Consider the following 23,012-nt stretch of genomic DNA (forward strand, 5'->3'; position numbering starts at 1 on the left):
ACCAGACTACTTTTTAATCAAGATATTGAAGTGAATGTTGCATATAAATTATAGGGTACTTCTAGAAATTTCAGTTTTAAGAGGTTAACTTAGTTTATATGCGAAATCCTGATAAGATTTGCTTAGGCGCTTCTAAAAATTTAACAGAGTTTTTAGAGGCGCTTTATACTGTTGTGCAACGTTAAATGAAAAAATAAAATATTGAGATTATGTTATTTTCATAAAAGGCATTTAAATGATGAATGTATTAAGGGATATGTTACTGATTTTTTTAAGTTAATGTTTAAGAAGAGAGGGAAAAATATGAGTGTAGCTGCTATTTTTTATGAACTACTCAGAATAGGGCAGTTTATTTGGGATTCATTTATGCACATCTGGTGGCTACTCTTAATTACCATTCCTTTGGCGGTGTGGGTAAATATCAGCGACTTTGGAAAGTATGTAAAAAAACTAACAAATTACAACGTTTTTTTGTCAATATTTTTTGGTACTGTTATTGGAGCATTTAGCCCATTTTGCTCATGTAGTGTTATACCCGTAATTACTTCTTTTTTAATAACAGGTGCTCCACTTGCCGCTGTAATGTCTTTCTGGATTGCTTCGCCATCAATGGATCCAGAAATCTTTTTTCTTAGTGTTGCATCACTTGGTTGGCCGCTTGCTTTTGCAAGATTAGTTGCTACTTTCTTCTTAAGTCTTGGTGGAGGATTAATAACACACTTTTTTATTTCAAAAGGATGGATAGGTAACGACTATCTCAAGCTCAAAAGTAAGCCGCAGCATACTGTCTATTCTTTACGAAATCTAAAAGAAAGGATAAAATCGATTTTGTATAAATTATCCAATACAAAGACACAACAAATCTCCAACAGCAAAAATGCTTGCTGTGAAGAGGCTATACTTAACATAGAGGCTGTAAATGAAGAAATGAATCTTCTTGAGATTAATTTTGCAGCAAAACCACAGAAAGATTTTTCACAGCAAGAAAAAGCTAAGATATCATGTTGTTCGGAAATCAATATATCGCCTTATATTATTAATTTGGCCTCAGAACAAAAGCAAGAAACTAATTGTTGCTCAATCTCTAAAGTACAAGAAGTTGAATCATCTTGTTGTAACAATATGCTTTTGGATGAGAACAATAAAAGATTTACCTGGGAAGAATTTTGGAAAGAACTTATGAATGTTTTATGGATGGTGGGGAAATATCTCTTTATTGCCTATTTCTTGGAGGCAGTTATTTCATTTTATATACCTAAGGAATGGATTCAGAACCTGTTGGGATTTAGCAATCCTTTTTCTGTACTATATGCTACAATTCTTGGTGTTCCTCTCTATACCACAAATCTTACAGCGCTGGGGTTGATTGGAGGACTACTTGCGAAGAATATGAGTGGAGGAGCTGCTCTGGCCTTCTTGATTTCTGGGGCAACCACTACACTTCCTGCCATGTCCGCTGTATATGGAATTGTCTCGAAGCGTGTCTTTTTTATTTATTTAGGTATTATTGCGGTCGGTGCTATGTTCTTTGGTTATATATACCAAATAATAGAGATTATTTTGCTAAAGATGTAATTGAATATTCCGGTCCAAATCTGCAACTCTATTAAGTTCTTGTTAGTACCAGATAGGTGGCAGGTTTCGGCCGGAATCCCTGACAGGTTTCATCGGAATACACATCTCTCTCTCGGTTAGGTTAATTAAAAAAATAAAAATGAACTTGACATATTTCAAAAATAGCTTTTATCCTAAAAGCACAAAACCAAAAGCTGCAGCTTGGTTTTTTAAAATAATAGGCCTAAAAAAGTAACGGAGGTTATTGTATGTACAAAGGGTTCTTTAAAACTCTGAAAAGGGTAATCGTTCTGTCTGTTTTCTTCCTTCCTTCTTTCCTTCCTTCCTTTTAGGAGCCTGTGCCTTTCCATTCAGTGGAGGCAGCCAGGGTGTAACACTTAATTCGGTATCTACCGAATTTCGAGAAATTGCGCAGAAAGGATATATGGGTGGTAGCGTAGTGTATAATCCTGAAGCTCCAGAAGCCGGGCATTTATATGCGGGCACTACACTTGCTATTCGGCTTGGTAAGATCCTTTCTAAAACCACCGGTGATGGCTCCCTGGTGTCGGAGGATAAGCCTGCTGAAGCGGAGTATGGAGTGCTTACCATCAATTCTATAAGTGAGCAAGCGCTTTCTTTGAGCGTCACCTTATATGATGCCAAGGGTGCCACCCTTGGGTCTGGGAATTATCAACTTGCTCGAAATGAAACGGTGGATATCAACGGGGATGGCAAGCCGGATTTGTTGTATGCCCCGCCGGTACAGAAACGACCAGGTATGGAAAAAGCGGTATATCTGACCTTTGTCAGTAACCAGGAAGAAGGTTATACCAGTATGTTTTCCGTACTACCCGAGCAATATAACCGTGGGGTATATCCGAGCGGGATTATCGGGGTAAATCCAGCAGGTAAGTTTATTGTAAGCAAGTACGAAGGGGCCAGCGGAAGCCGCTCAATGGTGCGGGGCGTCGTTTATGGTGACTATGTGCTTGATACTACTACCGGTACGTACCAGCGGGTCATCCGTGCCAGTATGGGCCGGAGCGCTCGCATGCTCGATGAAGGGGATCTGGAGAGTAGTCCTAGTGCCGACAGTTTTTATTTTGCAGAAACCGAATTTAACGAAATCATAACCCCCCTGGCATTGTATCAACAACTTCCGGTTAGTATTCAAAGCCGTATTCAGGACCCTGTTAATGATAATACCAGTGCCCTTGCAGGGCTTAACCAACTGCTTAAGGAACGGGATTTAGTAAAAACGATAGCCCAGGATACGGGAGAAGTGCTGGATGCAGAGGTAGCCGCCTTTGTAGCCGATACCTCGGGTCTATCGGAATTGGAACTGGTCGCCCTGAATCGGCTGTATCTGGGCCACAAGTATCCCGATGTTTGTCCACAAAAGGATGGGGGCAGCAATGATATAACCGAGATACTGCCCCTCTTCAGTGTTACCTTAGGGTCTACAAGCGATGATATAAGCTCTGAAACCAATCGGGCTGTATCATACAACGACTACAAAAGCCAGAAAGCCGCGTTACAGTCAAAGTTCGATTCGTATTATAAGGTGACAATATTAAAAAGCAAATGTACTGATCTGTTGGAATTTATTAAAACAAGTACTAAAACAACCGATTATTTGTCTAATTTAGGCCTTGAATTAGGACTAAAAGGATCTTTTTGAGCCTATCCCTAAATTTGTGTAAACGGTAATTATCCTAGCGATACCCGATCGCCATAAAAGATGCTGAATTGATGCATTGCCATACCCCAGTCTCGGATAGGCATGGTCCATTTTTTAGAGATATGTTGTAATCCCATAAATACCAGCTTTAGCGCTGCATCGGTTGTGGGAAAGCTCAACCTGTTTTTAGTGATTCTTCGGATTGAGTAATTTAACGATTCAATCGCATTCGTGGTGTAGATCACTTTGCGTATTGGTTCCGGGTATTTAAAAAAGGGCACTACTTCTGCCCAACGCATTTTCCACGATCGAGCAATCATGGGGTACTTAGTATCCCACCGTTGGGCAAATTGAGTGAGTTCCTCTTCTGCTGCAGTTTCACTTGCCGCAGTGTAAATCTTTTTAAGGTCCGCAGCTACTGCTTTCTGGTCCTTATAGGGCACGTATTTCAACGAGTTACGCACCATGTGGACCATACAGAGTTGGACTTCCGTTTTGGGGAATACCGTGGTAATCGCTTCAGGGAAGCCGCTTAAACCATCTACGGCTGCTATCAAAATATCCTGGATGCCCCGATTCTTAAGCTCATTAAGCACCCGCAGCCAAAATGATGCTCCTTCAGCCTGGTCGATCCAAAGCCCTAAGAGCTCTTTTTTGCCCGTTATGGTGATACCTAGGGCCAGATATAGGGCTTTTTTAGCTACGTTCCCATCATCTCGGACATTGAGCACAATGGCGTCGAGAAACACGATGGGGTACAAGGAATCCAGGGTCCGGTTGAGTACCTGGCTCTAGAGTATCATCTTTTACCTGCTGCATCCACTTATATATGGTCTGTACAGATATTCCTTATTCCTTGCTAACTTCATGTACCGGTCTATTATTTGGCGGAAGTACCTTCTGAAGAATCAGCATTTTATGCTTGATCGAGTAGCCCATAACAACATCTCCTTAAAACAGGGTATGTCATCTATCTTGACTCATTCGGAATGTTAGAACGACGCCTGCGGCGCGAAACGAGAATAATCATGTTGCTTTATGAAATTTCATATAGTAAAATGCGCAATAAAGGATTAAGAAAATGCTTTCAAGAAAAAGTAGTTTGACATTTTTCTTTCTTTTAATGAAAAGGATTTTCCTGTTTGCGGATGAAGAGTCCATTTTTGATTTTAGTATTATTACATTCTTTGGAATCAAGAATGGTTCAGTTAATGAGCTTGTATATGAAAATGAAAATAAAATAAGTAAACTGGTTTGGGATCAATCAATGTCTCTACAATTCGGGATTGATATTAATATTAGAATTTGGAGATTTTTTATAAAAACTTGATACGCTACTTCCATTCCAATAAAGAGTGGTTATCTTGAAGATTTTGATTATTTAACATCAAGAATATCGCCCGCCTCTGCGAAAGGCTCGGGAGCGACACGACCCTCTTCGTGGAACACTTACCGGACTTCGAAAGTTACCGCAAGGCCGCCGCCTACGTTCGCACGCAGGCGGCGCTCGCCGGGGTAGCGACGTGAGGGCGCTCGCTAGAGCCGGAGCGTGAAGCTTACCCCCGTCGGGAGTACAGCGAAAGAAAGGGTACCCGCGCGGGTGTTACCTTCGCCAGGTGAAGCGTTGCCTGAGACCCCCGCCCTGCTTGCGCCGAGCCCCGGCAAGGCGAAGGCCGTCGCGTGAAGGGCGGGGACGAGCCAGCCGGAAAGCGTTCCCAGCGCGGCGCCCGCGAGAACGTCGGTGACGAAATGGTTTCCGCTCGCAACCCGGAGCGCGGCCACGGCGGACGCGAGGGCGTAGGAGCCGGCGATGGCGGGAACTTTCCAGGGAGAATCGGCGTAATAGAGCGAGAACGCGCACGCGGTAAACCCCGCCGCGGTAAAGGCAAGCGCGGTGTGGCCCGACGGGAAGGACTGGCGGTAATCGCCGTTGCTGAGCTCGGCTTCCGGATACCCCGAATAATACATATAGGGCCGATACCGGGGCAGAAGGTTTTTCCCGAGCTCCTTCACGCCCCAGGTCAGGAGCATGGATTCCGCGTACATGACGCCGAGGGGAAACCAATCGTCCGAGGGAGCGGACAAAAGGACGGCGGGCGCGGCGAGCGCGGTCAGGGTAAACGCGGTGGAAATCGGATCGAGCGTCGCCGAAAAGGGCGCCATAAAGGGGCGGTCCAGGGGGTTCACCGAGCCGGGATCGAGGATTCCCGACGGGGGTAGCGGTTGACCGACCGATCGCTCGTACGCGAAGGCACCGGCGCCCAATAAAAGGCCGGTTCCGGCGAGAGCTCCGTCCACGGAAGTGGACAGGCGAAAGGCCGCCGGAGTGGCCGAAAGACCGGTCAGGGCCGAGAGGAGGCACGCGAGGGCGAGGGCCGCGGTTTTGCCCGAGCGATCCCGGGGCGCCTTCTGCGGCTGCCTGGGAGCGGCTCTGCCTCGACGACAGGCGGTTATCGCGCCGTTCATCGACTCACCCGCCCGCGCGAGACACTGCCTCTGCGTTTCAAACGCCGGGTAAAACGGGAAACGGCTACCCGGGCGGCAAGGGCGCCGAGGAAGCCGACAGCAAACCCGGCGAGGATATCCGAGGGATAATGAACGAAAAGGCAACAGCGTGACGCGCCGATCGCCAAAGCGCCCAGGAGGGCCACAAGACCGACGCGCTTATGGCCCGCGAAAAAGAGGGCGGCAGCCGCGGCCATGGACACGGTCGCGTGCCCCGAGGGAAAGGAATATCCCGATTCCGGTGAAGAGCCCGCGAGGCGCCACCAATCGGCGAATAGGCCGACTGCCTGAAACGGCCGTGGCCGCGCGACGAGCTCTTTAAGGGCGCCGGCGATACCGGCGGATACTAGCACCGCCCCGATTAGCATTACCCCGGCTTCCCTCGTCTTTTTAAACGGGAGGAGGGCGCTCCCCAAGAAAAGAAAGAGAATACCTTTCTCGGTCGCTAGGCCCAAAAAAGAGGAGAGTTCCGCGAGAGCCCCAGAATCCCTTACGGCTATCCCATGGAACAGGGACAATACAAATTGATCAAACGCGGACACGCCGTTGCCGATCGCGCCCGCCAGGCTTGAGATAATCATGGTGACAAACCTCTCTCTAGAAAATCGTGTAGCGTTCCGGAAGCTCAGCGTGAGTATGCCGTTCAGAAAGCCCGTTTTCAAGAAACGATTCGTCACATTGGCGGGAATGGAGGGATATTCGCCGATACTTTTCGTGTCATCGGCCGTTTTTATGCGCGAAAAGGGGCAGGACAAGCCCGATTAACGGTTTTCCAGCGCGATCAAGACGACTTTCGCGAGGAGCAGAACGAAGAGGAAGAAGGCCGCGTAGGGTTCCCGCGCCGCGATAAAGAGCGCGATCGCCGCGGAATGAAGCGCGAGTGAGCCGAAGCGCGCGAAACGGCGAAGCCTGCCGGAAAGCGAAACGGGGACGGCCAGCGCGGCCAAGCCCCACGCGCCCATGCTTCCCAGAGCGGCGAAAAAAGCGATTTTAAGCGCGCGCGCTTGGCTATATTCGAAAAGGCTCACGGTCGCGATATAATCGGCCCGGGGCTGGCTGAAAAAGGGCAAAAAGGCGAAACAGCAGGCGAGAAGGTCAAGAAGGCCGAAGGTCAGCGTTGACTGCCGCCCGACCCTCTCCCGGCCCTCGTTCTCGGCCGCGTCTAAAAGCTCTTTTCCGCTTAAAAGCTCGTCGAGTGAAACACCGAATACCTCCGAAAGGCGTTTCAGCGCCTCGATATTCGGCATTCCGCGCCCGCTTTCCCACTTCGAGACCGCCGTCCGCGAAATATTGAGCCGTTCGGACAGCTGCTCCTGGGTCATGCCGTTTTTTTTCCGCAACGTCTGCAATCGATCCTTGAATTCCATCATCCGCTCCCTGCCGCACGATGCGGTTCCCTTCGCCGGGGGGAAGGCCTTCCCCCCCCCCCCGCCGAAACTCGTCCCTGGGAAAACCCGGTCCGGATTTCCGGCTCCCCTTTCTTCGTAGTCCTATACCATGTAGCCGCGAACAAAATCATGCTATAGTAGCAGAACCTAAACCTTCGTATAAGGAAATTTCATGATTTCTATTAGCACAAAACACGCACAGCGAACTAATAGGAACTGTCATTGAATAATTAATAGGAACTATCATTTCGGGGTTTTTGCGGTTTTGCGTCAAAATTCGGTTTTTTCCCCCGAACTACAACTATTTTCCAGCCCGAACAACTATTCCAATCAGTATTTTTCGGCAACGCCGATCTTGTGCAGTATATTTCCAGTCTATTTCTGCCGTCAAGTCCTGATTCGCGCCAAGGTGACAAAGCTCAAAGATATAACGCCCCCACGAAGCCGTATAAACTCCGATTTTGAGTTGTTATCCTGTTCCGTATAAACTTCGTTTTGGGTATTATACCGAAACCAATTCCAGCCTCGGGGGAGAACGTGCACAGACAGTCACTGGTTGCTCTCGTTCTTGCTGACTTGCCTAGTCAATAATCTTGGTAAGCTCCTTGGGATCCTCGATTATCGCTACAACCGACATTGTCCCTTGGTATTTCGGGCAGATAAACGGATCGACCTCGTAGACTTTTTGTAATAACCGTGCCCAGCTTTGCTTGCGTAGCTTAGACCAAGCATCGGGGGCTTGGACAGTTTCCGCATTCTCTGGCGATATGGTTTGAACAATTTGGGACTGGCTTGGATGACCTTTTTGCCAACCCTCAGGTGATAGGCGGTAAATATTGGGTCGCTCTTGCCATTGCTTACGTACTTTTCCAGCATATACCCCATAACGGCGGACCAATTGAACCCGCCGTGGTGGTACATGTGCCACAAGCTGGTCGACCAATTCAAAGCCTTTTAAGGTCTCTGTTTTTCCTTTGTAGAATCCCTTAGGTGCAGCTGTCCAGATTACCGTGTCGGAAGCTGGATCATAATGGATTTTTTCTGCACAGGTAGCGCCGCGAACGACATACTGGCCGAGGGCTTCTCGATCAGCCTTGTTGAACAGCCTGGTTTTACTCTCGATACTAAACCCGGAATGCTTCCAGTCTTTGAGCATATTGACTCTGGCTTGGTCAATCAGTTCCTTGCGCAGAAACAATGCAAGAATGGCTGCTTGACAGACCTTGAGCATCCCTTCGTCGGCTCCGATTGGCAAATATACAAAACGGTCGTACTTGGTAAATCCGCCTTCCAGAACCAGAACATGCCAGTGAGGGTGGAACCGGGCAAATTCGCCGAACGACTGGTAACTGACGATACAGGCGCAAAGCAGTTCTTGGCCAGCAGCCAATAAGAAAAATTTGGATAGCAACGAAAATATCAGCTTGGACACCTCTCCGAATAATCGTTTATCAGATTTAAAGTATGGCCTTAGAATCTTGGGAATCGTAAAAACAAATTGCCGATGCGGTAAATCCAACAGCAAATCCTCAGCCAGGTATTCAGCGTAGAGTAAGGTCCTCTTTTGGTCGCACGATGGGCATAAGTGGAAAACCTTGCAGGAAAATGGCCTAAAGTACGAATGGCCACAATCTTCACAACGGATTCGGGCTACTCCTTTCGTCCAGTCAGCACATTTAGTAAAATTCTCAAGCCGGTCAAGAATAGTTTGCAATGGACTGGCATAGGCTTGATAACGGGTTAGAGAATTGCGGACTATTGTCGGTATTATCCCTTCCCGATGGGGAATATAGGTTCCCATACCTATACATACGCAGGGAAACTATCGTTTGCTTGTAATTGGGGAGAAAAAAGTAGAAAATGTGGACTAACTAACAACCAGTTCATTGCGTTACGTAAAGCTCAGAGAAGGGGGATAAACTGAAACCAAAGTTTTGAAATTTTCTGTAGTTAGCCAGTGGGTGAAAATCCCAACCGGCCAAGCCTGGCAAGCAGCCGGAAGCGAGTCTTGCATGCTCAAGGGCGACCTTAAGGGCGTGAAGCGTAGACAGCGATCTCAAATGCCGTGCTATTGAGCCTCGAAATGTGTATAATCGGGGAAATTTCTGTAGTTGAACTAGGCGGGAACAACACCGAACCATCGAAGTGCCTGATGGCGAGGTTCCCCCGGGGTCTGAGAACAGGGCGAATGAGAAAGGGTAACCTGGGAACGTAAGAGATCTCGGCGTTTCTACCCTCGAATTAGCCGCGCTGGTGTGCGGGATACAAAAGAACCAGGCCCTGGGTGGCGCATGGACAGCCGGGGAGCCAGAAATGGGAAACAAACCCAATTCATGCAAAGAGAGCAGTACTGACCAGGCGAAGGATAACGAAGTCAGTCGGGAAGAACGCCGAGAAGTCGTAGTGATTCATAGTACCGATGAAAGCGGGGAAGCCGAACCGCGGCGACCCGGTGGAGGGAAGGGGTCACCTGAACAAAGAACCGATGGAGGGAAACACGGTGGGCACGCATGAGCCCAGGACAATGCAGGAAGTTGCCGACTACGTGTTAACGAAACGCTGCCGGATAGCTGAAAATGGGTAGGCGACATACCTAGCGAATCTTTGTTCCGAAGAACCGGATGCCTTAATTGGGCACGTCCGGGTCTGTGGGGGTTCCGGGCGGATGACCGCCCAGTTCTACCCGGCAGCGGACTCGCGGGACAAGCCCGCTCGCAGCTCAACCCAACGTTATACAGCCCGATGATAAGGATTGATCCAATAAGAAAGAGCTCGCCCATGAGAGAGCGGTTATAAAAATTTGTATGGCCTGTGCAGTCCCAAAGGCAATAGGCTTCCATTGCCCTCCAGAGCGATAGTCTCGATTCGCAATAAAAAGAAATATATCTAGGATGTTAAGAGCCTTGAGCCGGGAATAGTTTTCCTCCATGGGTTCCGCTATTCCAATATGAGGGAAGCACAGGCCAAGCATCCGGCTGGATTCCTTGCGTTGTTAGTGCTTCAAGGCTGAATAAGGAGGGGAAGGCTCTAGCCGAAGTATACAATCATACCTATCAGGTGTTTGATAGCGGTGATCCGGTTGCTCTCGATGACGCTACTTTCTGTGCGGGGATTGTGTACACTATCGTGAATGTAACCCATATCCTAGAGTCGAGCACCTACTGGTATAAATGAGAAGCTTGTTCAACGTAAAGTATGCGAACCTGCTACTGTTAGTTGGTGTATGGAATACCATTGGTCCCATAGCTTCTTGCTTTCCCCTGGGAGGTATGGGACAATTCTCTTTTTCCAGTGAAACCAACACTGGAGTATCATGGGGGCGCGTAGAAGAGCTCGTTTTTCAGGGAGAGAAGCAGATTAGTCGCCTTTTATGGGATACCAATTGGGTTCCTCATCTCGGTGTAAAAGGCACAGTCCGGTATAGGTGGTTTACAGGCACACTGGAGGCTGCTACTGCTTTTCCTGTCCGTTCTGGTGCTTTAGAAGATTTTGATTATCTCCTTTCCGATGCGTCAAAGCCTAGCCACTATTCGTGGCACGAGGCCTATCTGGATAAGGATATGTTTTTTGGGACTTCCTGGGGAATACGTTTTCCCCTTGTTACTGGAATAGCGGTGGAATCCCAGTTAGGTTTTGCCTACCAGAATCGTAAGTGGACCGGCCAAAATGGGTATCTTCAGTATCCAGTGTCAGGTTACTGGACAGGGGCTGAAAGTAAGCAAATCCTTGCTGGTCCGGTAATCAGTTATGAACAATCCCTGTGGTATCCCCGGCTGGTGCTCGCTGTAAACTGGGGACTATCTGGAACTACAGGGCTATCTGTTGGGGGTAGCTGGATTCCCTATCTACACATACAGGCCCTTGATAACCACTTCCTCAGGGATCCTCCAATGCAGTTCTATGATCAATTACAGGACGGGAGCGGTTATAAGGGTGCAGTAAAGCTTGTAGTCAATTCTGAAGGGACGGCTAGAGGAGAAAAGACTTGCTATATGGGGCTTAAAGTACGTTCATTTTATGTGAAGGGTTCTACCGCAAGTCGTACTATAGGGTCTCCTGATGTCAATTTTGTCATGGACCCAGTATATAGTGCGGGTAGCCGGGAATTGATATGGCAATTTTCTGTAGGAATTCGGATGTGATGTTTTTTAATTAGCCTTCATTCCTCTTTATAAACTCTGCCGCGGTCTGGAATACTTCGAGCCGCTTTGCATCCCGGGTAAGAACATGGCCGGAGCCGGAAAGGAGAATTTTCTCCTTTTGTTCAGTTCCTATGGATGCAAAAATTTCGTTCATACAATATTCACTGCCCAGCGGCAGGGCCTGATCATCCTTTGAATAGATAAGCAGGGTAGGTACTGCAATATGAGGAAGCGCTTCTCGAAGCCTTCCTAAGAGAAGGTTAAGTTCCCCAATAGAACGCAGGGGGTTATGGCTATAACAAAGGTGATCCCGGGCAGCATCCTTATCGAACCAGCCACTTTCAGGGTCCGCGTGTTCCTTAGGCATAAGAGGCTGAATCTTGCTGAGGAGCCTGGTGTATTTAAGCCGCCAATCATTGGGGAGGGCATAGGGAGAAGCCATAGCAATAATACCCTTCACAGGGAGGATACTGCCAAAGAGTAAAGCCAGGGCCGCACCCATGGAAAGTCCAGCTATATAAACAGTATTGGTCCGATCTCTCAGCATGTAGTAGGCTTCTTCTACCGATACCATCCAGTCATGATGGGTGGATCGCATCATGTCATCGAGGCTGGTAGCGTGACCAGCAAGCCGGGGGCCGATGCAGGAAAAGCCCTCGTTCTGGTGCAGATATTCACCCATCCACCGCATCTCTTTAGGCGTCCCGGTAAAGCCATGAATAAGAAGGACCCCCGGGGCATCCTTCTCGCCTGAAAAATAAAAGGGCTCCGCCCCTGAGATTATGGCAGTATGTTTAATGGTTTCCATGAAAACAGTGTACACCAGGAATTTTGTTTTGTGTAAACCTTTTTTGCTAATGTGATGTATACTGATGGGTAGAAGGGGGACCCAAGATGACAAAGGAAGAGCTGACAAGCCAGATGGATGCACGGATGCTTGAAGAAATTAACAACTTTTACAAAGAACGGGAACGGATTCGGGATGCAATTGGCAAGATCGGCGGCATCCAGTATTCTAAAGCAGATACAATTGTAAATATTATTTTCATAATTCTCGTTGTCGGTTTTTTCAGCATAGAGTTGGTTTTTAAACCCCTGCCGACGACGATTTCCATCGAGATTGGTGTCTTTCTTGTTTCATTAAAAATTGTCTGGATGATTCACGCAAATCAGAAATTTAACCATTTTGTCTTCTGGGTCCTCAACTCTTTAGAATTTAGGATGAATACCAACACCCATCTGCTGGAAGAACTAGAAAAAAAGATTGATCTATTGCAACAATAGCAACAAAGGAGCTTAATACATGGCCGAACAACTGATAGTTAAAAATCTGGGGTTCATCAAAATATTACCTGCCTGGGCTCAAGAGCTATCCTATAAATATTGCTCAAAAACAGCAAACCTTTACCTTATTCATGGAAATATCCGGGATTTTCTGCCCCACAAAATGAACGAGGGTGAGTTTATCTTTGTCCGTATCCAGGAATATATTGCAGAGGTTCTCTTTGGTAATCGGGACATCATCGCCTTTTATGATCGGTCTAGTGGCGTAACCTTTTGTACCAAAGAGATGGCCCGGGATTATCAGAAGACGATGACTGCCCGTTTCCCCGATGTAGACGTATCAGACTTTGTATCAACTGATCCTGAAAAGAGCTTTTATTATCTGGAAAAGTATTTTTTGATGAACATTCCGGAAAAGCGGCGGATTGTACTTATCATCGATTATGCAGAAACGGTGGTGCCCGCCAGCGACATAGCCCGGCTTACCGAAGAGGATCGCTATTGTTTGGTAACACTCAACCGCTGGTCCCATGACCCTGTTTTTACTAAGGGGGATGTGTCAGTTTTATTACTTACAGAAAATTTGGCGGATCTCTCACCCAGGCTTGTAGGTTCCCCTTCAACCGTTAAGGTGAGCATACCAATCCCTGACCAAGATGTGCGGGAACAGTTCCTGACCTTTTTGGAAAAACAGGGGACATTGCTCTTGGATCGGGGCCTCGACTGTCGGCGGGTTGCGGCGGTTACGAGCGGTCTTAATTTGATGAACCTGAACCGATTAGCTTCGGAGAGTTATCAGGAAGATATGCCTCTTTCGCTGGAATATATCCGGCAGAAAAAGAAGGAAATTATAGAAAACGAAGCTGCAGGCCTTCTGGAATTTATGGAAACAAACCATGACCTTTCCTATGTTTCGGGGCATGATTTTGTAAAGAAGCGGTTTAAAAATGCGGCCCGGGCGATTAAACAGGGCCGCCTCGATGTGCTTCCCATGGGATACCTCATTGCAGGTCCTGTCGGAACGGGGAAAAGCTTTATGGTTAGTGCCTTTGCAGGAGAAATCGGTATTCCCATGGTTAAGTTTCGCAATTTTAGGTCCAAGTGGCAGGGGGTTACCGAATCGAATCTGGAAAAGGTTTTAAATATCCTTAAGGCAATGGCCCCCGTGGCGGTCATGATCGATGAAGCTGATGCGTTCCTGGGCGACCGGGACCAGGAAGGCGACTCTGGAACCAGCAACCGGGTTTTTGCCCAGATTGCCAGTTTTATGGGTAATACGGAATACCGGGGGAAAATCATCTGGTTTCTCATTACCTGTCGTCCCGACCTTATCCCCATCGATCTGAAACGGCAGGGGCGAGCAGAGGAGCACCTGGCCCTCTTTTATCCTGAAACGGAGGCAGAAAAAATCGCCCTCTTTGACACCCTGGTGCGAAAACTGGATCTTTCGATCCGGAAATTCCCAATTACCGATGTACTGCGGCGGTTTAAGTATGAATTTTCCGGGGCTGACCTGGAAGCGGTCCTGATAAGAGCTAAATTTCGGGCAGCCATGGATGAACGGACCTTTGTGACCCGGGAAGATGTGGAAGAGGCCATGGCAGACTTTGTGCCCCCCGCATACCCCTACGAAATTGAACTGCAGAATCTAGTAGCTGTTTTGGAATGTACCTCTAAGGAAATGGTACCTAAACGGTTCCAGAACCTGGACCGGACCAAGTTGGTCCGGGATATCCGGGAACTCAAGTCCCTCATTGGCGAACGGGACTGAGACTGAGCATTCCGGTGCATTTGTAAGCTGACGATGTGGTATGCTGGTGTGCTACGTTGTCAAAACCGGTTGGAACTTATATGATTGTAGCCCCTGAATGAGGAAGGAGTAATTATGTCTAAAGAATGGACCAAAGCGACAATAGCAAAGACTATTGACCATACCATTTTAAAGCCCACTGCAACTGCTGAACAGATCCGAGAGCTCTGTGCAGAAGCCCGGGCGAATCATTTTGCCTCGGTCTGCGTGAACCCCTGCTGGGTGCCCCTGGTTGCGAAGGAATTGAATAACAGCGACGTTCTGGTATGCACCGTGATCGGCTTCCCCCTGGGAGCTAATCCTACAGAAATTAAGGTGGAAGAAACCAAATGGGCCGTTAAAAATGGTGCCCAGGAAGTGGATATGGTCATCAATATAGGTGCCCTCAAAGGAGGCGACTATAAAGCCGTAGAAGAAGATATCCGAGCAGTGGTAAAGGCTGCCGGCAAAGCGACTATTAAGGTTATTATCGAAACCTGCTTCCTCTCCAACGATGAAAAAAGGATCGCCTGTGAAGCCGCAATGAAAGCAGGTGCCCACTTTGTTAAAACCTCCACCGGTTTCGGTACCGGCGGTGCTACTGTAGAAGATGTCAAATTGATGAGAAAAACTGTTGGTGACACCATGAAGGTTAAGGCTTCCGGCGGGGTTAGGTCCTATCATGATGCTATCGCTATGCTCGATGCGGGAGCTGATCGGATTGGCACCTCCTCCGGTGTGGCTATAGTAGCGGAACTGCCGGAATAATGAGTTGGTATAGTCCATTAAGGGTATTGTTATACTAGATTGTATACAATTTCCTTGACGGTCTTTCTAATTGTGCGTATAATAGTAGTCCGGCTGAAAAGGCCGCACAAGTTTTTATAGGAGGAACTATGAAACGTGTAATTGTTGCTGCTATCGCAACCCTCGCTGTGTTTTCCATGGCTTTTGTGTCCTGTACACAGAAGAAACCCGCTGCAGCTGCTGCTCCTGCTTTCCGGATTGGATTAGTAACTGATATCGGTGGTATTGATGACAAGTCCTTTAATCAGGGTACCTGGGAAGGCATTGTTCGTTTTGCAAAAGAAGTTGGTCTGAAAGAGGGGGATTATAAATATCTCCAGTCCGCTGCTGAAGCTGATTATATTCCTAATCTCTCTACCTTTTCCGACGAAAAACTTGATTTGATTGCTGCACCTGGCTTTCTTTTTGAAAAGTCTATTAGTGAAGTTGCAGACAAATATCCCAACAATAAGTACCTTATCATTGACTCTGTAGTTGCTAAACCCAATGTAGTGTCCGCAGTGTTTGCAGAACATGAAGGTTCTTTCCTGGTTGGTGTTGCTGCAGGGCTCAAAGCCAAGGCTGATGGTAAAAAAATAGTCGGCTTCCTTGGTGGTATGCAGTTCCCCCTTATCGAAAAATTCCAGGCTGGTTTTGAACAGGGTGTTAAGGCCGTCTACCCTGAATGCAAAATTCTTGTTGACTATGCCGGAGACTTTAGTGCACCCGATAAGGGTCAGGCTATTGCCCAGAAGCAGTTCAATGCTGGCGCTTATATCATTTTCCATGCCGCGGGTGGTACCGGCAATGGTATGATTAAGGAAGCCAAAGAACGGACCGCCAAGGGCGATGTCCGTTGGGCTATTGGTGTCGATAAGGATCAGTATACTGACGGTATTTATGACGAAGCCAACAAGAAGTCTGCTGTTCTGACCTCCATGATGAAGCGGGTTGATGTTGCTGCCCATGATGTAGCCAAGATGACTATGGAAGGCAAATTCCCCGGTGGTCAGACCCTCGTATTCTCTGTAGCTAATAAGGGTGTTGGTATCCCTGAAAACAACCAAAACCTCTCTGACGATATTGTCGCCAAAGTAAAAGAATTTGAAGCTAAGATCGCCTCCGGCGAGCTTAAGGTTTCAGAAACTCCTGCGAAGTAATATTTCACGTCTATGATTTGAACGGGGTGTTCTGGGTTGTTCGTTTTTCCGGGACACCCCGTTTTATTCTTATGGCCCACAGAGTAGTGCATGAATGTGGTGGGCCTTATTCCTTTCAAACTGGTAATATAAGGGGAAGTCGATGGCATATATCATCGAGATGCTTAATATTGTAAAAACCTTCCCGGGTATTCGCGCAAATGATGATGTTACCCTTCAGGTAGAAGAAGGGTCCATTCATGCACTGTTAGGTGAAAATGGTGCGGGCAAATCCACCCTGATGAGTATTTTATTTGGTCTTTATCAACCTGATTCTGGGGTTATCAGGGTCCATGGAAAAGAGGTGAAAATAACCGATCCTAATGTGGCTAATGATTTAGGGATTGGTATGGTGCATCAGCATTTTAAGCTGGTCCATAATTTTACGGTCGCAGAGAATATAGTGCTGGGCCTGGAACCAAGAAAGGGCCCGCTTATCAATATTGCAAGTGCCGAAAAGCGAGTAGCTGAAATCTCGAAACGCTATGGACTCGAAGTAGATCCAAAAGCGAAAATAGAAGATATCACCGTGGGTATGCAACAGCGGGTAGAAATTCTTAAAATGCTGTACCGGAATGCGGATATTCTTATTTTTGATGAGCCTACCGCAGTCCTCACACCGCAGGAAATTAATGAACTTATGGAAATAATGCGTCGTCTTACTGCAGAAGGGAAGACTGTCCTCTTAATTACCCATAAGCTTAAGGAAATAAAAGCAGTCGCAGACGTTTGTACCGTGCTTCGCCGAGGGCGCCTCGTGGGTACCGTGCCTGTTAAGGATGCCTCAGAAGCTCAATTGGCAGAAATGATGGTTGGCCGGGCTGTCAATTTCTCGGTTAATAAAAAGCCCGCGATCCCTGGCGAGGTTTTGCTTGAGGTTCAAGACCTAAAGGTAAAGAATTCCAAGGGGCTTCTTGGCGTAAAAGGTGTTTCTCTTAAGGTTCGCCGGGGTGAAATTCTCGGTCTTTGTGGTATAGATGGCAACGGACAAACCGAACTGGTCTATGCGCTCACCGGCCTCGCCCCTGTCGAAGGGGGAAAGATCCTTTTAAACGGCAAAGATATAACCCACCTGCCGGTAAAGGAACGGCTCGAAGCCGGCCTTGGCCATATACCGGAGGACCGGCACCGGCATGGGCTGGTGCTCGACTTCCGTCTGGACGAAAACCTGGTGGTCCACAACTTCCAGAGGCGCCCCTTCTCTAAGCTTGGGGTCCTCGATTATACCTCGATCCGTGCTAATGCGGAGCGGCTTATTAAGGAATTCGATGTTCGTTCCGGTGAAGGCCCTGCTACACCTTCCCGCAGTCTTTCTGGCGGTAACCAGCAGAAAGCTATTGTTGCCCGGGAAATCGACCGGTCACCAGAGGTACTCATTGTAGCCCAACCAACCCGGGGGCTAGATGTGGGAGCTATCGAGTATATCCATCAGCGTATTGTAGAAGAGCGGGATAAGGGTAAAGCAATTCTACTCGTTTCTCTGGAATTGGATGAAATATTGGACCTTTCAGATCGTATTGCCGTAATATTTAATGGCGAAATTGTTGCTGAGGTGGATGCAGCCAAAACAAATGAAAACGAACTCGGGCTCTATATGGCTGGCTCGATGAGAAAGGCGGTGTAACCGTGAAAAGCAGTAAACGGCTTCAACTTATTGTACCGCTCATTGCGGTTTTGCTCGGCTTTGTGCTTGGCGCTATTGTTATTACAATTACCGGTAAATCCCCTGGGGGTATGTTTCTTGCCATGGGGCGTACTCTTACCGGTATTGATTTTAGCGGTCGAACTGGTATCAATTTACGGTATGTGGGTGAGTTTATTTTACAAGCTCTCCCCATCACCCTTACAGGTCTTGCAGTTGCCTTTGCCTTCAGGACCGGGCTCTTTAACATCGGTGCCGAAGGCCAATTAATGGTGGGTTCTTTAGCTGCGGTCGCAGTAGCCCTCATGGTTAAGGCTCCGCCGGTTATTCATCCTATCATCGGTATTTTTGCTGCCATGGCTGCAGGAGCCCTCTGGGCATCAATCCCAGGACTTCTGAAGGCTCGCTTTAATGTCCACGAAGTCGTTGTGTCCATTATGATGAACTATACGGCCCTGCACTTTGTAAACTGGAGCCTTCTGCAGTTTGGTTCTGTCGACCGGGTTAAAACCCCCGAATTTCCACCATCTGCTACATTAAAAAGTGAATTTCTGGCCAATCTGACCAACGGGTCCCGGCTTAATTGGGGTATCATTCCGGTTATTCTTGCGGTAATTATTTTCTGGTTTGTCGTAGAAAAGACTACCTTTGGCTACCGGCTCAGGGCAGTCGGTTTTAATAAGGATGCGGCCCGCTATGCCGGTATGAAGGTAGAGCAGAATATCGTCCTTTCCATGATGATATCCGGGGCTTTTGCGGGACTGGCTGGGGCAGTCATTACCCTGGGGACCTTTAATTTCGGGCGGGTTCTGCCATCCTTTGAAGGCTATGGCATGGACGGAATCGCTGTTGCCCTGGTTGGCGGTAATCATGCGCTCGGTGTATTCCTTTCGGGACTCCTCTTTGGTATGCTTAAGGCTGCTCAGCCCCTCATGCAATCCCAGGGTATTCCCCGGGAAATTGCTTCCATTATTCAGGCATCTATCGTTCTCTTTGTAGCTATGAAACTAGGAATTGAGGCCGCTTTGGAATTCTTTACCCGAAAAAATGGAAACTCTCGTATCGTATCTCGAAAAATGGGAGGCAAGAAATGAATCTCCTCATTAATATGTTCCCTATTGCATTGATGTTTGCTGCCCCCATTGTTATTGCAGCCCTGGGTGGGCTTTTTAGCGAACGTTCCGGTATTGTCAACGTAGCTCTGGAAGGCATTATGATGGTAGGCGGTTTTGCAGCTGCCACGGTGACGGTTATGCTGGAACCGATACTGCCTGGCTGGGCTCCATGGATTGGAATGCTGGTTGGACTCCTGTCGGGGATGGTTTTTTCCTTGCTCCACGCCCTTGCTTCAGTTAACTTTAAGGCAGATCAGGTCGTTTCCGGTACGGCCTTAAATATTCTGGCAGGGGGCCTTACGGTATATCTGGCCCAAATTATTTTCCGTCAACAACGCACCAAGGCCTTTACCACTGGTCTTGCTAAAATCACCATTCCTGGGCTCAAGGATATTCCCATACTGGGACCCACCCTCTTTGACCATGTTTATCCCACTTTTTATGTTGCCCTGTTACTGGTGGTGCTTACCTGGTTTATCGTGTATAAAACTCCCTTTGGACTGCGCCTTCGGGCTTGTGGTGAACATCCTCAGGCGGCGGCATCTATGGGTATTAACGTCTATAGGATGCGATATCTCGGTGTTATGGCTTCGGGCGTCCTTGCGGGTCTTGCAGGGGGTGTTATGGTACTAACCCAGGATATTCAGTATACCCTGACATCCATCCATGGTACGGGCTTTATCGCTCTCGGCTCTTTAATATTTGGAAAGTGGAGCCCCTGGGGAGTCCTCGGTGCAGGCCTCTTCTTCGGTTTTTCCCAGGCCCTGTCCTATTATGCCAAGGACATTCCCTTTATGGCCACCCTTCCCCAGGAGTTCTTTTACCTCTTCCCCTATGTGCTTACCATCATCGCCCTGATTCTCTTCTCAGGCAAAGCCGTCGGCCCCAAAGCGGCCGGCGAAATCTACGACCCGGGAAAACGGTAATAGATCAAAAGATTTTGTGGCTGACTGTCAATTCAGTCAGCCATTTATATTCTATTTCCAGGTCTCTTGACGAGCCTCGAACTGTCCCCTACTATGGTTCATCATGGATGCTAATGAACTGAGATCGAAATATATCGAATTTTTTAAATCTAAGGGTCATGCCCAGATTCAGGGAAAGTCCCTGATTCCTGACAACGACCCTACGGTTCTGTTTACCACTGCGGGAATGCACCCTTTGGTGCCCTATTTGTTAGGAGAGCCCCACCCCGCAGGAACCAGACTGACGGACTATCAAAAGTGTATACGCACTGGCGATATTGATGCGGTAGGCGACCCCAGCCACCTTACCTGTTTTGAAATGTTGGGCAACTGGTCCCTGGGTGATTACTTTAAGGAAGGGGCCATCACCATGAGTTTCGAGTTTCTGACGGACCCGAAATGGCTTGGCATTCCCATAGAAAAAATCGGGGTTACCGTTTTCGCCGGTGAAGAGGGTATTCCCCGGGATGATGAATCGGCGGCTATTTGGAAGCGTCTTGGTATTCCTGAAGAGCGGATCCGTTTCCTTCCCCGGGAAGATAACTGGTGGGGCCCAGCGGGTACTACCGGCCCCTGCGGCCCCGATACAGAAATGTTTATTGATACGGGACGTCCATCCTGCGGACCTGACTGCGGTCCTGGCTGTAAATGCGGCAAGTGGCTCGAGATTTGGAACGATGTGTTCATGCAGTACAATAAAACCGCAGAGGGCACCTATGAGCCCCTGGCCCGGAAGTGTGTTGACACTGGTATGGGTATTGAACGCACCGTAACCATTCTGAACGGTAAAAAATCTGTATATGATACGGAGATCTTTGCTCCCCTTATTGCGGCGGTGGAAAGCATTTCAGGTTATACCTATGGCAGTGATACAGAAAAGGACAAATCGGTCCGCATTATCTGCGATCATGGCAGGGCGGCGACCTTTATTCTTGGTGACCCCAAGGCTGTAAGCCCCTCCAATGTGGGGGCGGGGTATGTACTGCGCAGACTGATCCGCCGCGCGGTTCGCCATGGACGTAAACTGGGTATCGACAGGCTGTTCCTGACTGAAATTGCGGAAGCGGTGGTAGAAAAATTCGCCGCCCCCTATCCTGAATTGGCGGAAAATCGCAATCGCATTATGGAAGAACTCCAGCAGGAAGAGCAGAAGTTCCTGGAGACTCTGCAGAAGGGTGAACATGAGTTCGAAAAATTGCTTCCCAATCTGCTCAAGGATCCCCGGAAAATCATCTCCGGCCGTCTTGCTTTTAAGCTCTATGATACCTATGGGTTCCCCATAGAGCTCACCGAGGAACTGGCCGCCGAACATGGTATGACCATTAACCGGGAAGAATTTGATGAAGCCTTTAAAAAACATCAGGAGCTATCCCGAGCTGGAAGCGAGCAGGTCTTTAAGGGCGGCCTTGCAGATCACGGCGAACAGGCTATTAAGTACCACACCGCAACCCATCTCTTGCACAAGGCCCTCAGAATGGTGCTGGGGGAACATGTGGCTCAGAAGGGTTCAAATATTACCGCTGAACGGATGCGGTTTGACTTTTCCCACCCTGCACCAATGACGGCTGAGGAGATTGCCCGGGTAGAAGCTATCGTAAATGAACAGATTCAACGGGATCTACCGGTAACCATGGAAATTATGTCATTAGAAGATGCAAAAGCCTCAGGAGCGATCGCCTTATTTGGTGAAAAATATGAAGCTCAAGTTAAGGTTTATACCATTGGTGATTTTTCAAAAGAGGTATGCGGCGGTCCTCATGTGGATCGGACCGGCAAACTGGGTAGGTTTAAAATCCAGAAGGAACAATCCTCCTCTGCTGGAGTACGTCGTATTCGGGCTGTATTGGAGTAAGTCTATTGTAACCAAATTGAAGCACCTATTATTTTATAGAATAGAAAAGAAGGAACCATATGAAACGCAACCTACTACTAACATTATTTGTCTGTGCTGTGACGGTCCTCATACATGCTCAGACTGATTTACAGCCCGTAGCTCTTGTAAAATTAACTAAAACTGAACCTATTACAGTTAAGCAATTAAAAGCTGAGGTTCAGAAAATTGAATCACAGACGGGGAAGTCCCTGACAGTTGATGAGCGGAAACAGGTGCTGGATATTATGATTAATGAACGGCTTGCTTTGCAGGCCGCAGAACGGGACAAAATATCCGTAACTGATGCCGAAATTAATCAGCAGTTACAACAAGTTCGATCAACTATGGCTCAAAATATTGGAAGACAACCTACGGATACCGAATTTGAAACTGCTATTAAACAACAGACTGGAATGGATCTAGCTTCTTATAAAGAACAAATGAAACGGCTTGCAACAGTACAAAAATATCTTATGACTAAAAAGCAAGATATTATTCAATCAATACAGAAACCTACTGAATCAGAAATAAAAAACTTCTATGAACTAAACAAAGCAAAACTTGTCCGGCCTGATACAGTTCGTTTTTCCATGATTTTTATTCCCTATGGAAGTGATGCAACTGCTAAGGCTAAAGCTAAGGAATTAGCAGAAAAACTAATCAAAGATATTGGTACAAATCCATCCAAATTTGATGAGGCTGTGCTTCGGGGACAGTCAAGTACTGCTGGCTACCAAGCTGGCGATGGTGGGTATTTACCAAAAACTCCTGAGGCGCAGAATATTGTCGGTAAAGAATTTATTAATATTGCCTTTTCATTGAAACAAGGTGAAGTATCACGACTTATTGAGAATACAAAGGGTTATCAAATTATAAAAATTACCGAAACTTACAGTCAGAAAACACTTGAGTTGGATGATATCTACCAATTGGGAAGCAAGGTATCTGTTCATGATTATATCGGTAATGTACTATATCAGCAAACTCAGCAAGCTGCTTTCGATCGGGCTAGTAAAGAGCTAGTTGATGAGTTGCGCGCTGGTGGTAAGTCATTTCAGGTTTTCGATAAGCTTATTGCATACTAAC

Annotated in this window: 19 protein-coding genes and 2 pseudogenes; 14 read left to right on the plus strand and 7 right to left on the minus strand. The window is 47.5% G+C overall.

Going from position 1 to position 23,012, the window contains the following annotated elements; all coding sequences use genetic code 11:
- Nucleotides 1–303: 303 nt before the first annotated feature.
- Nucleotides 304–1,575 (plus strand): permease, encoded by a 1,272-nt coding sequence (locus SPICA_RS04575; RefSeq protein WP_013968366.1) that lies wholly within the window; start codon nt 304–306, stop codon nt 1,573–1,575.
- A 424-nt stretch (nt 1,576–1,999) separates the two neighbouring features.
- Complete coding sequence (locus SPICA_RS04580; RefSeq protein ID WP_013968367.1) at nt 2,000–3,238, plus strand: hypothetical protein; 1,239 nt, start codon at nt 2,000–2,002, stop codon at nt 3,236–3,238.
- Between the two features lie 29 nt (nt 3,239–3,267).
- Here the strand turns inward: SPICA_RS04580 and SPICA_RS04585 are convergent.
- Nucleotides 3,268–4,014, minus strand: a pseudogene (locus SPICA_RS04585) (IS256 family transposase); the annotation flags it as partial.
- Nucleotides 4,015–4,319: 305 nt separating this feature from the next.
- On the opposite strand from SPICA_RS04585, the gene SPICA_RS04590 reads away from it, so the two are divergent.
- A complete protein-coding gene (locus tag SPICA_RS04590; RefSeq protein ID WP_041396144.1) occupies nt 4,320–4,568 on the plus strand; it encodes a hypothetical protein in 249 nt (82 codons plus the stop codon).
- Nucleotides 4,569–4,774: 206 nt separating this feature from the next.
- On the opposite strand, the gene SPICA_RS14725 is transcribed toward SPICA_RS04590, so the two are convergent.
- The 4 genes and pseudogenes from SPICA_RS14725 to SPICA_RS04615 all read right to left on the minus strand — a co-directional run bounded on the left by SPICA_RS14725 (nt 4,775) and on the right by SPICA_RS04615 (nt 8,932).
- The gene (locus SPICA_RS14725) at nt 4,775–5,704 is read right to left on the minus strand and encodes a phosphatase PAP2 family protein (protein WP_013968368.1); all 930 of its coding nucleotides are present in this window, start codon (nt 5,702–5,704) and stop codon (nt 4,775–4,777) included.
- Entirely contained in the window at nt 5,701–6,498 is a 798-nt protein-coding gene (locus SPICA_RS14730; protein WP_156789625.1) for a phosphatase PAP2 family protein, read from the minus strand. Before SPICA_RS14730 ends, SPICA_RS14725 begins: the two co-directional genes overlap by 4 nt.
- Before the next feature lie 6 nt (nt 6,499–6,504).
- Nucleotides 6,505–7,113, minus strand: coding sequence for a helix-turn-helix domain-containing protein (locus SPICA_RS04610; protein ID WP_083819865.1), 609 nt, complete (start codon nt 7,111–7,113; stop codon nt 6,505–6,507).
- A gap of 520 nt (nt 7,114–7,633) precedes the next feature.
- Nucleotides 7,634–8,932 (minus strand): annotated as a pseudogene (locus tag SPICA_RS04615) (transposase zinc-binding domain-containing protein).
- A gap of 512 nt (nt 8,933–9,444) precedes the next feature.
- Here SPICA_RS04615 and SPICA_RS04620 point away from each other — a divergent pair.
- A complete protein-coding gene (locus SPICA_RS04620; RefSeq protein WP_013968372.1) occupies nt 9,445–9,645 on the plus strand; it encodes a hypothetical protein in 201 nt (66 codons plus the stop codon).
- A 205-nt stretch (nt 9,646–9,850) separates the two neighbouring features.
- On the opposite strand, the gene SPICA_RS04625 is transcribed toward SPICA_RS04620, so the two are convergent.
- A complete protein-coding gene (locus SPICA_RS04625; protein ID WP_156789626.1) occupies nt 9,851–10,060 on the minus strand; it encodes a hypothetical protein in 210 nt (69 codons plus the stop codon).
- Between the two features lie 241 nt (nt 10,061–10,301).
- On the opposite strand from SPICA_RS04625, the gene SPICA_RS04630 reads away from it, so the two are divergent.
- A complete protein-coding gene (locus tag SPICA_RS04630) occupies nt 10,302–11,273 on the plus strand; it encodes an omptin family outer membrane protease (protein WP_013968374.1) in 972 nt (323 codons plus the stop codon).
- A gap of 10 nt (nt 11,274–11,283) precedes the next feature.
- On the opposite strand, the gene SPICA_RS04635 is transcribed toward SPICA_RS04630, so the two are convergent.
- Nucleotides 11,284–12,081 (minus strand): alpha/beta hydrolase, encoded by a 798-nt coding sequence (locus SPICA_RS04635; RefSeq protein WP_013968375.1) that lies wholly within the window; start codon nt 12,079–12,081, stop codon nt 11,284–11,286.
- A gap of 86 nt (nt 12,082–12,167) precedes the next feature.
- Here SPICA_RS04635 and SPICA_RS04640 point away from each other — a divergent pair, with 86 nt between their 5' ends.
- The 9 genes from SPICA_RS04640 (at nt 12,168) to SPICA_RS04680 (ending at nt 23,011) form a co-directional block, all read left to right on the plus strand.
- Complete coding sequence (locus SPICA_RS04640) at nt 12,168–12,557, plus strand: hypothetical protein (protein WP_013968376.1); 390 nt, start codon at nt 12,168–12,170, stop codon at nt 12,555–12,557.
- Between the two features lie 19 nt (nt 12,558–12,576).
- On the plus strand, nt 12,577–14,328 hold the full coding sequence (locus SPICA_RS04645) for an ATP-binding protein (protein WP_013968377.1): 1,752 nt from the start codon (nt 12,577–12,579) through the stop codon (nt 14,326–14,328).
- A gap of 114 nt (nt 14,329–14,442) precedes the next feature.
- Complete coding sequence (gene deoC, locus SPICA_RS04650) at nt 14,443–15,114, plus strand: deoxyribose-phosphate aldolase (RefSeq protein WP_013968378.1); 672 nt, start codon at nt 14,443–14,445, stop codon at nt 15,112–15,114.
- A 128-nt stretch (nt 15,115–15,242) separates the two neighbouring features.
- Nucleotides 15,243–16,292, plus strand: coding sequence for a BMP family lipoprotein (locus SPICA_RS04655; RefSeq protein ID WP_013968379.1), 1,050 nt, complete (start codon nt 15,243–15,245; stop codon nt 16,290–16,292).
- A 142-nt stretch (nt 16,293–16,434) separates the two neighbouring features.
- Complete coding sequence (locus SPICA_RS04660) at nt 16,435–17,955, plus strand: ABC transporter ATP-binding protein (protein WP_013968380.1); 1,521 nt, start codon at nt 16,435–16,437, stop codon at nt 17,953–17,955.
- A gap of 2 nt (nt 17,956–17,957) precedes the next feature.
- The gene (locus tag SPICA_RS04665) at nt 17,958–19,067 is read left to right on the plus strand and encodes an ABC transporter permease (protein WP_013968381.1); all 1,110 of its coding nucleotides are present in this window, start codon (nt 17,958–17,960) and stop codon (nt 19,065–19,067) included.
- Complete coding sequence (locus SPICA_RS04670) at nt 19,064–20,014, plus strand: ABC transporter permease (protein ID WP_013968382.1); 951 nt, start codon at nt 19,064–19,066, stop codon at nt 20,012–20,014. Before SPICA_RS04665 ends, SPICA_RS04670 begins: the two co-directional genes overlap by 4 nt.
- A 103-nt stretch (nt 20,015–20,117) precedes the next feature.
- The gene (locus SPICA_RS04675) at nt 20,118–21,905 is read left to right on the plus strand and encodes an alanine--tRNA ligase (protein ID WP_013968383.1); all 1,788 of its coding nucleotides are present in this window, start codon (nt 20,118–20,120) and stop codon (nt 21,903–21,905) included.
- 59 nt (nt 21,906–21,964) lie between these two features.
- A complete protein-coding gene (locus tag SPICA_RS04680; RefSeq protein WP_013968384.1) occupies nt 21,965–23,011 on the plus strand; it encodes a peptidyl-prolyl cis-trans isomerase in 1,047 nt (348 codons plus the stop codon).
- The last annotated feature ends 1 nt before the right edge of the window (nt 23,012 follow it).

Origin of the sequence: Gracilinema caldarium DSM 7334 (assembly GCF_000219725.1) — a bacterium.
Classification (GTDB): domain Bacteria; phylum Spirochaetota; class Spirochaetia; order Treponematales; family Breznakiellaceae; genus Gracilinema; species Gracilinema caldarium.

What these genes read in the sequence shown, in the direction of transcription:
- SPICA_RS04590 (WP_041396144.1), top strand. Translation starts at nt 4,320, where the DNA reads ATGCTTTCAAGAAAAAGTAGTTTGACATTTTTCTTTCTTTTAATGAAA.
- deoC (WP_013968378.1), top strand. Translation starts at nt 14,443, where the DNA reads ATGTCTAAAGAATGGACCAAAGCGACAATAGCAAAGACTATTGACCAT.
- SPICA_RS04670 (WP_013968382.1), top strand. Translation starts at nt 19,064, where the DNA reads ATGAATCTCCTCATTAATATGTTCCCTATTGCATTGATGTTTGCTGCC.
- SPICA_RS04660 (WP_013968380.1), top strand. Translation starts at nt 16,435, where the DNA reads ATGGCATATATCATCGAGATGCTTAATATTGTAAAAACCTTCCCGGGT.
- SPICA_RS04575 (WP_013968366.1), top strand. Translation starts at nt 304, where the DNA reads ATGAGTGTAGCTGCTATTTTTTATGAACTACTCAGAATAGGGCAGTTT.
- SPICA_RS14725 (WP_013968368.1), bottom strand. Translation starts at nt 5,704, where the DNA reads ATGAACGGCGCGATAACCGCCTGTCGTCGAGGCAGAGCCGCTCCCAGG.
- SPICA_RS04630 (WP_013968374.1), top strand. Translation starts at nt 10,302, where the DNA reads ATGAGAAGCTTGTTCAACGTAAAGTATGCGAACCTGCTACTGTTAGTT.
- SPICA_RS04635 (WP_013968375.1), bottom strand. Translation starts at nt 12,081, where the DNA reads ATGGAAACCATTAAACATACTGCCATAATCTCAGGGGCGGAGCCCTTT.
- SPICA_RS04680 (WP_013968384.1), top strand. Translation starts at nt 21,965, where the DNA reads ATGAAACGCAACCTACTACTAACATTATTTGTCTGTGCTGTGACGGTC.
- SPICA_RS04625 (WP_156789626.1), bottom strand. Translation starts at nt 10,060, where the DNA reads ATGGAGGAAAACTATTCCCGGCTCAAGGCTCTTAACATCCTAGATATA.
- SPICA_RS04640 (WP_013968376.1), top strand. Translation starts at nt 12,168, where the DNA reads ATGACAAAGGAAGAGCTGACAAGCCAGATGGATGCACGGATGCTTGAA.
- SPICA_RS04620 (WP_013968372.1), top strand. Translation starts at nt 9,445, where the DNA reads ATGGGAAACAAACCCAATTCATGCAAAGAGAGCAGTACTGACCAGGCG.
- SPICA_RS04610 (WP_083819865.1), bottom strand. Translation starts at nt 7,113, where the DNA reads ATGATGGAATTCAAGGATCGATTGCAGACGTTGCGGAAAAAAAACGGC.
- SPICA_RS04580 (WP_013968367.1), top strand. Translation starts at nt 2,000, where the DNA reads ATGGGTGGTAGCGTAGTGTATAATCCTGAAGCTCCAGAAGCCGGGCAT.
- SPICA_RS04675 (WP_013968383.1), top strand. Translation starts at nt 20,118, where the DNA reads ATGGATGCTAATGAACTGAGATCGAAATATATCGAATTTTTTAAATCT.
- SPICA_RS04655 (WP_013968379.1), top strand. Translation starts at nt 15,243, where the DNA reads ATGAAACGTGTAATTGTTGCTGCTATCGCAACCCTCGCTGTGTTTTCC.
- SPICA_RS04645 (WP_013968377.1), top strand. Translation starts at nt 12,577, where the DNA reads ATGGCCGAACAACTGATAGTTAAAAATCTGGGGTTCATCAAAATATTA.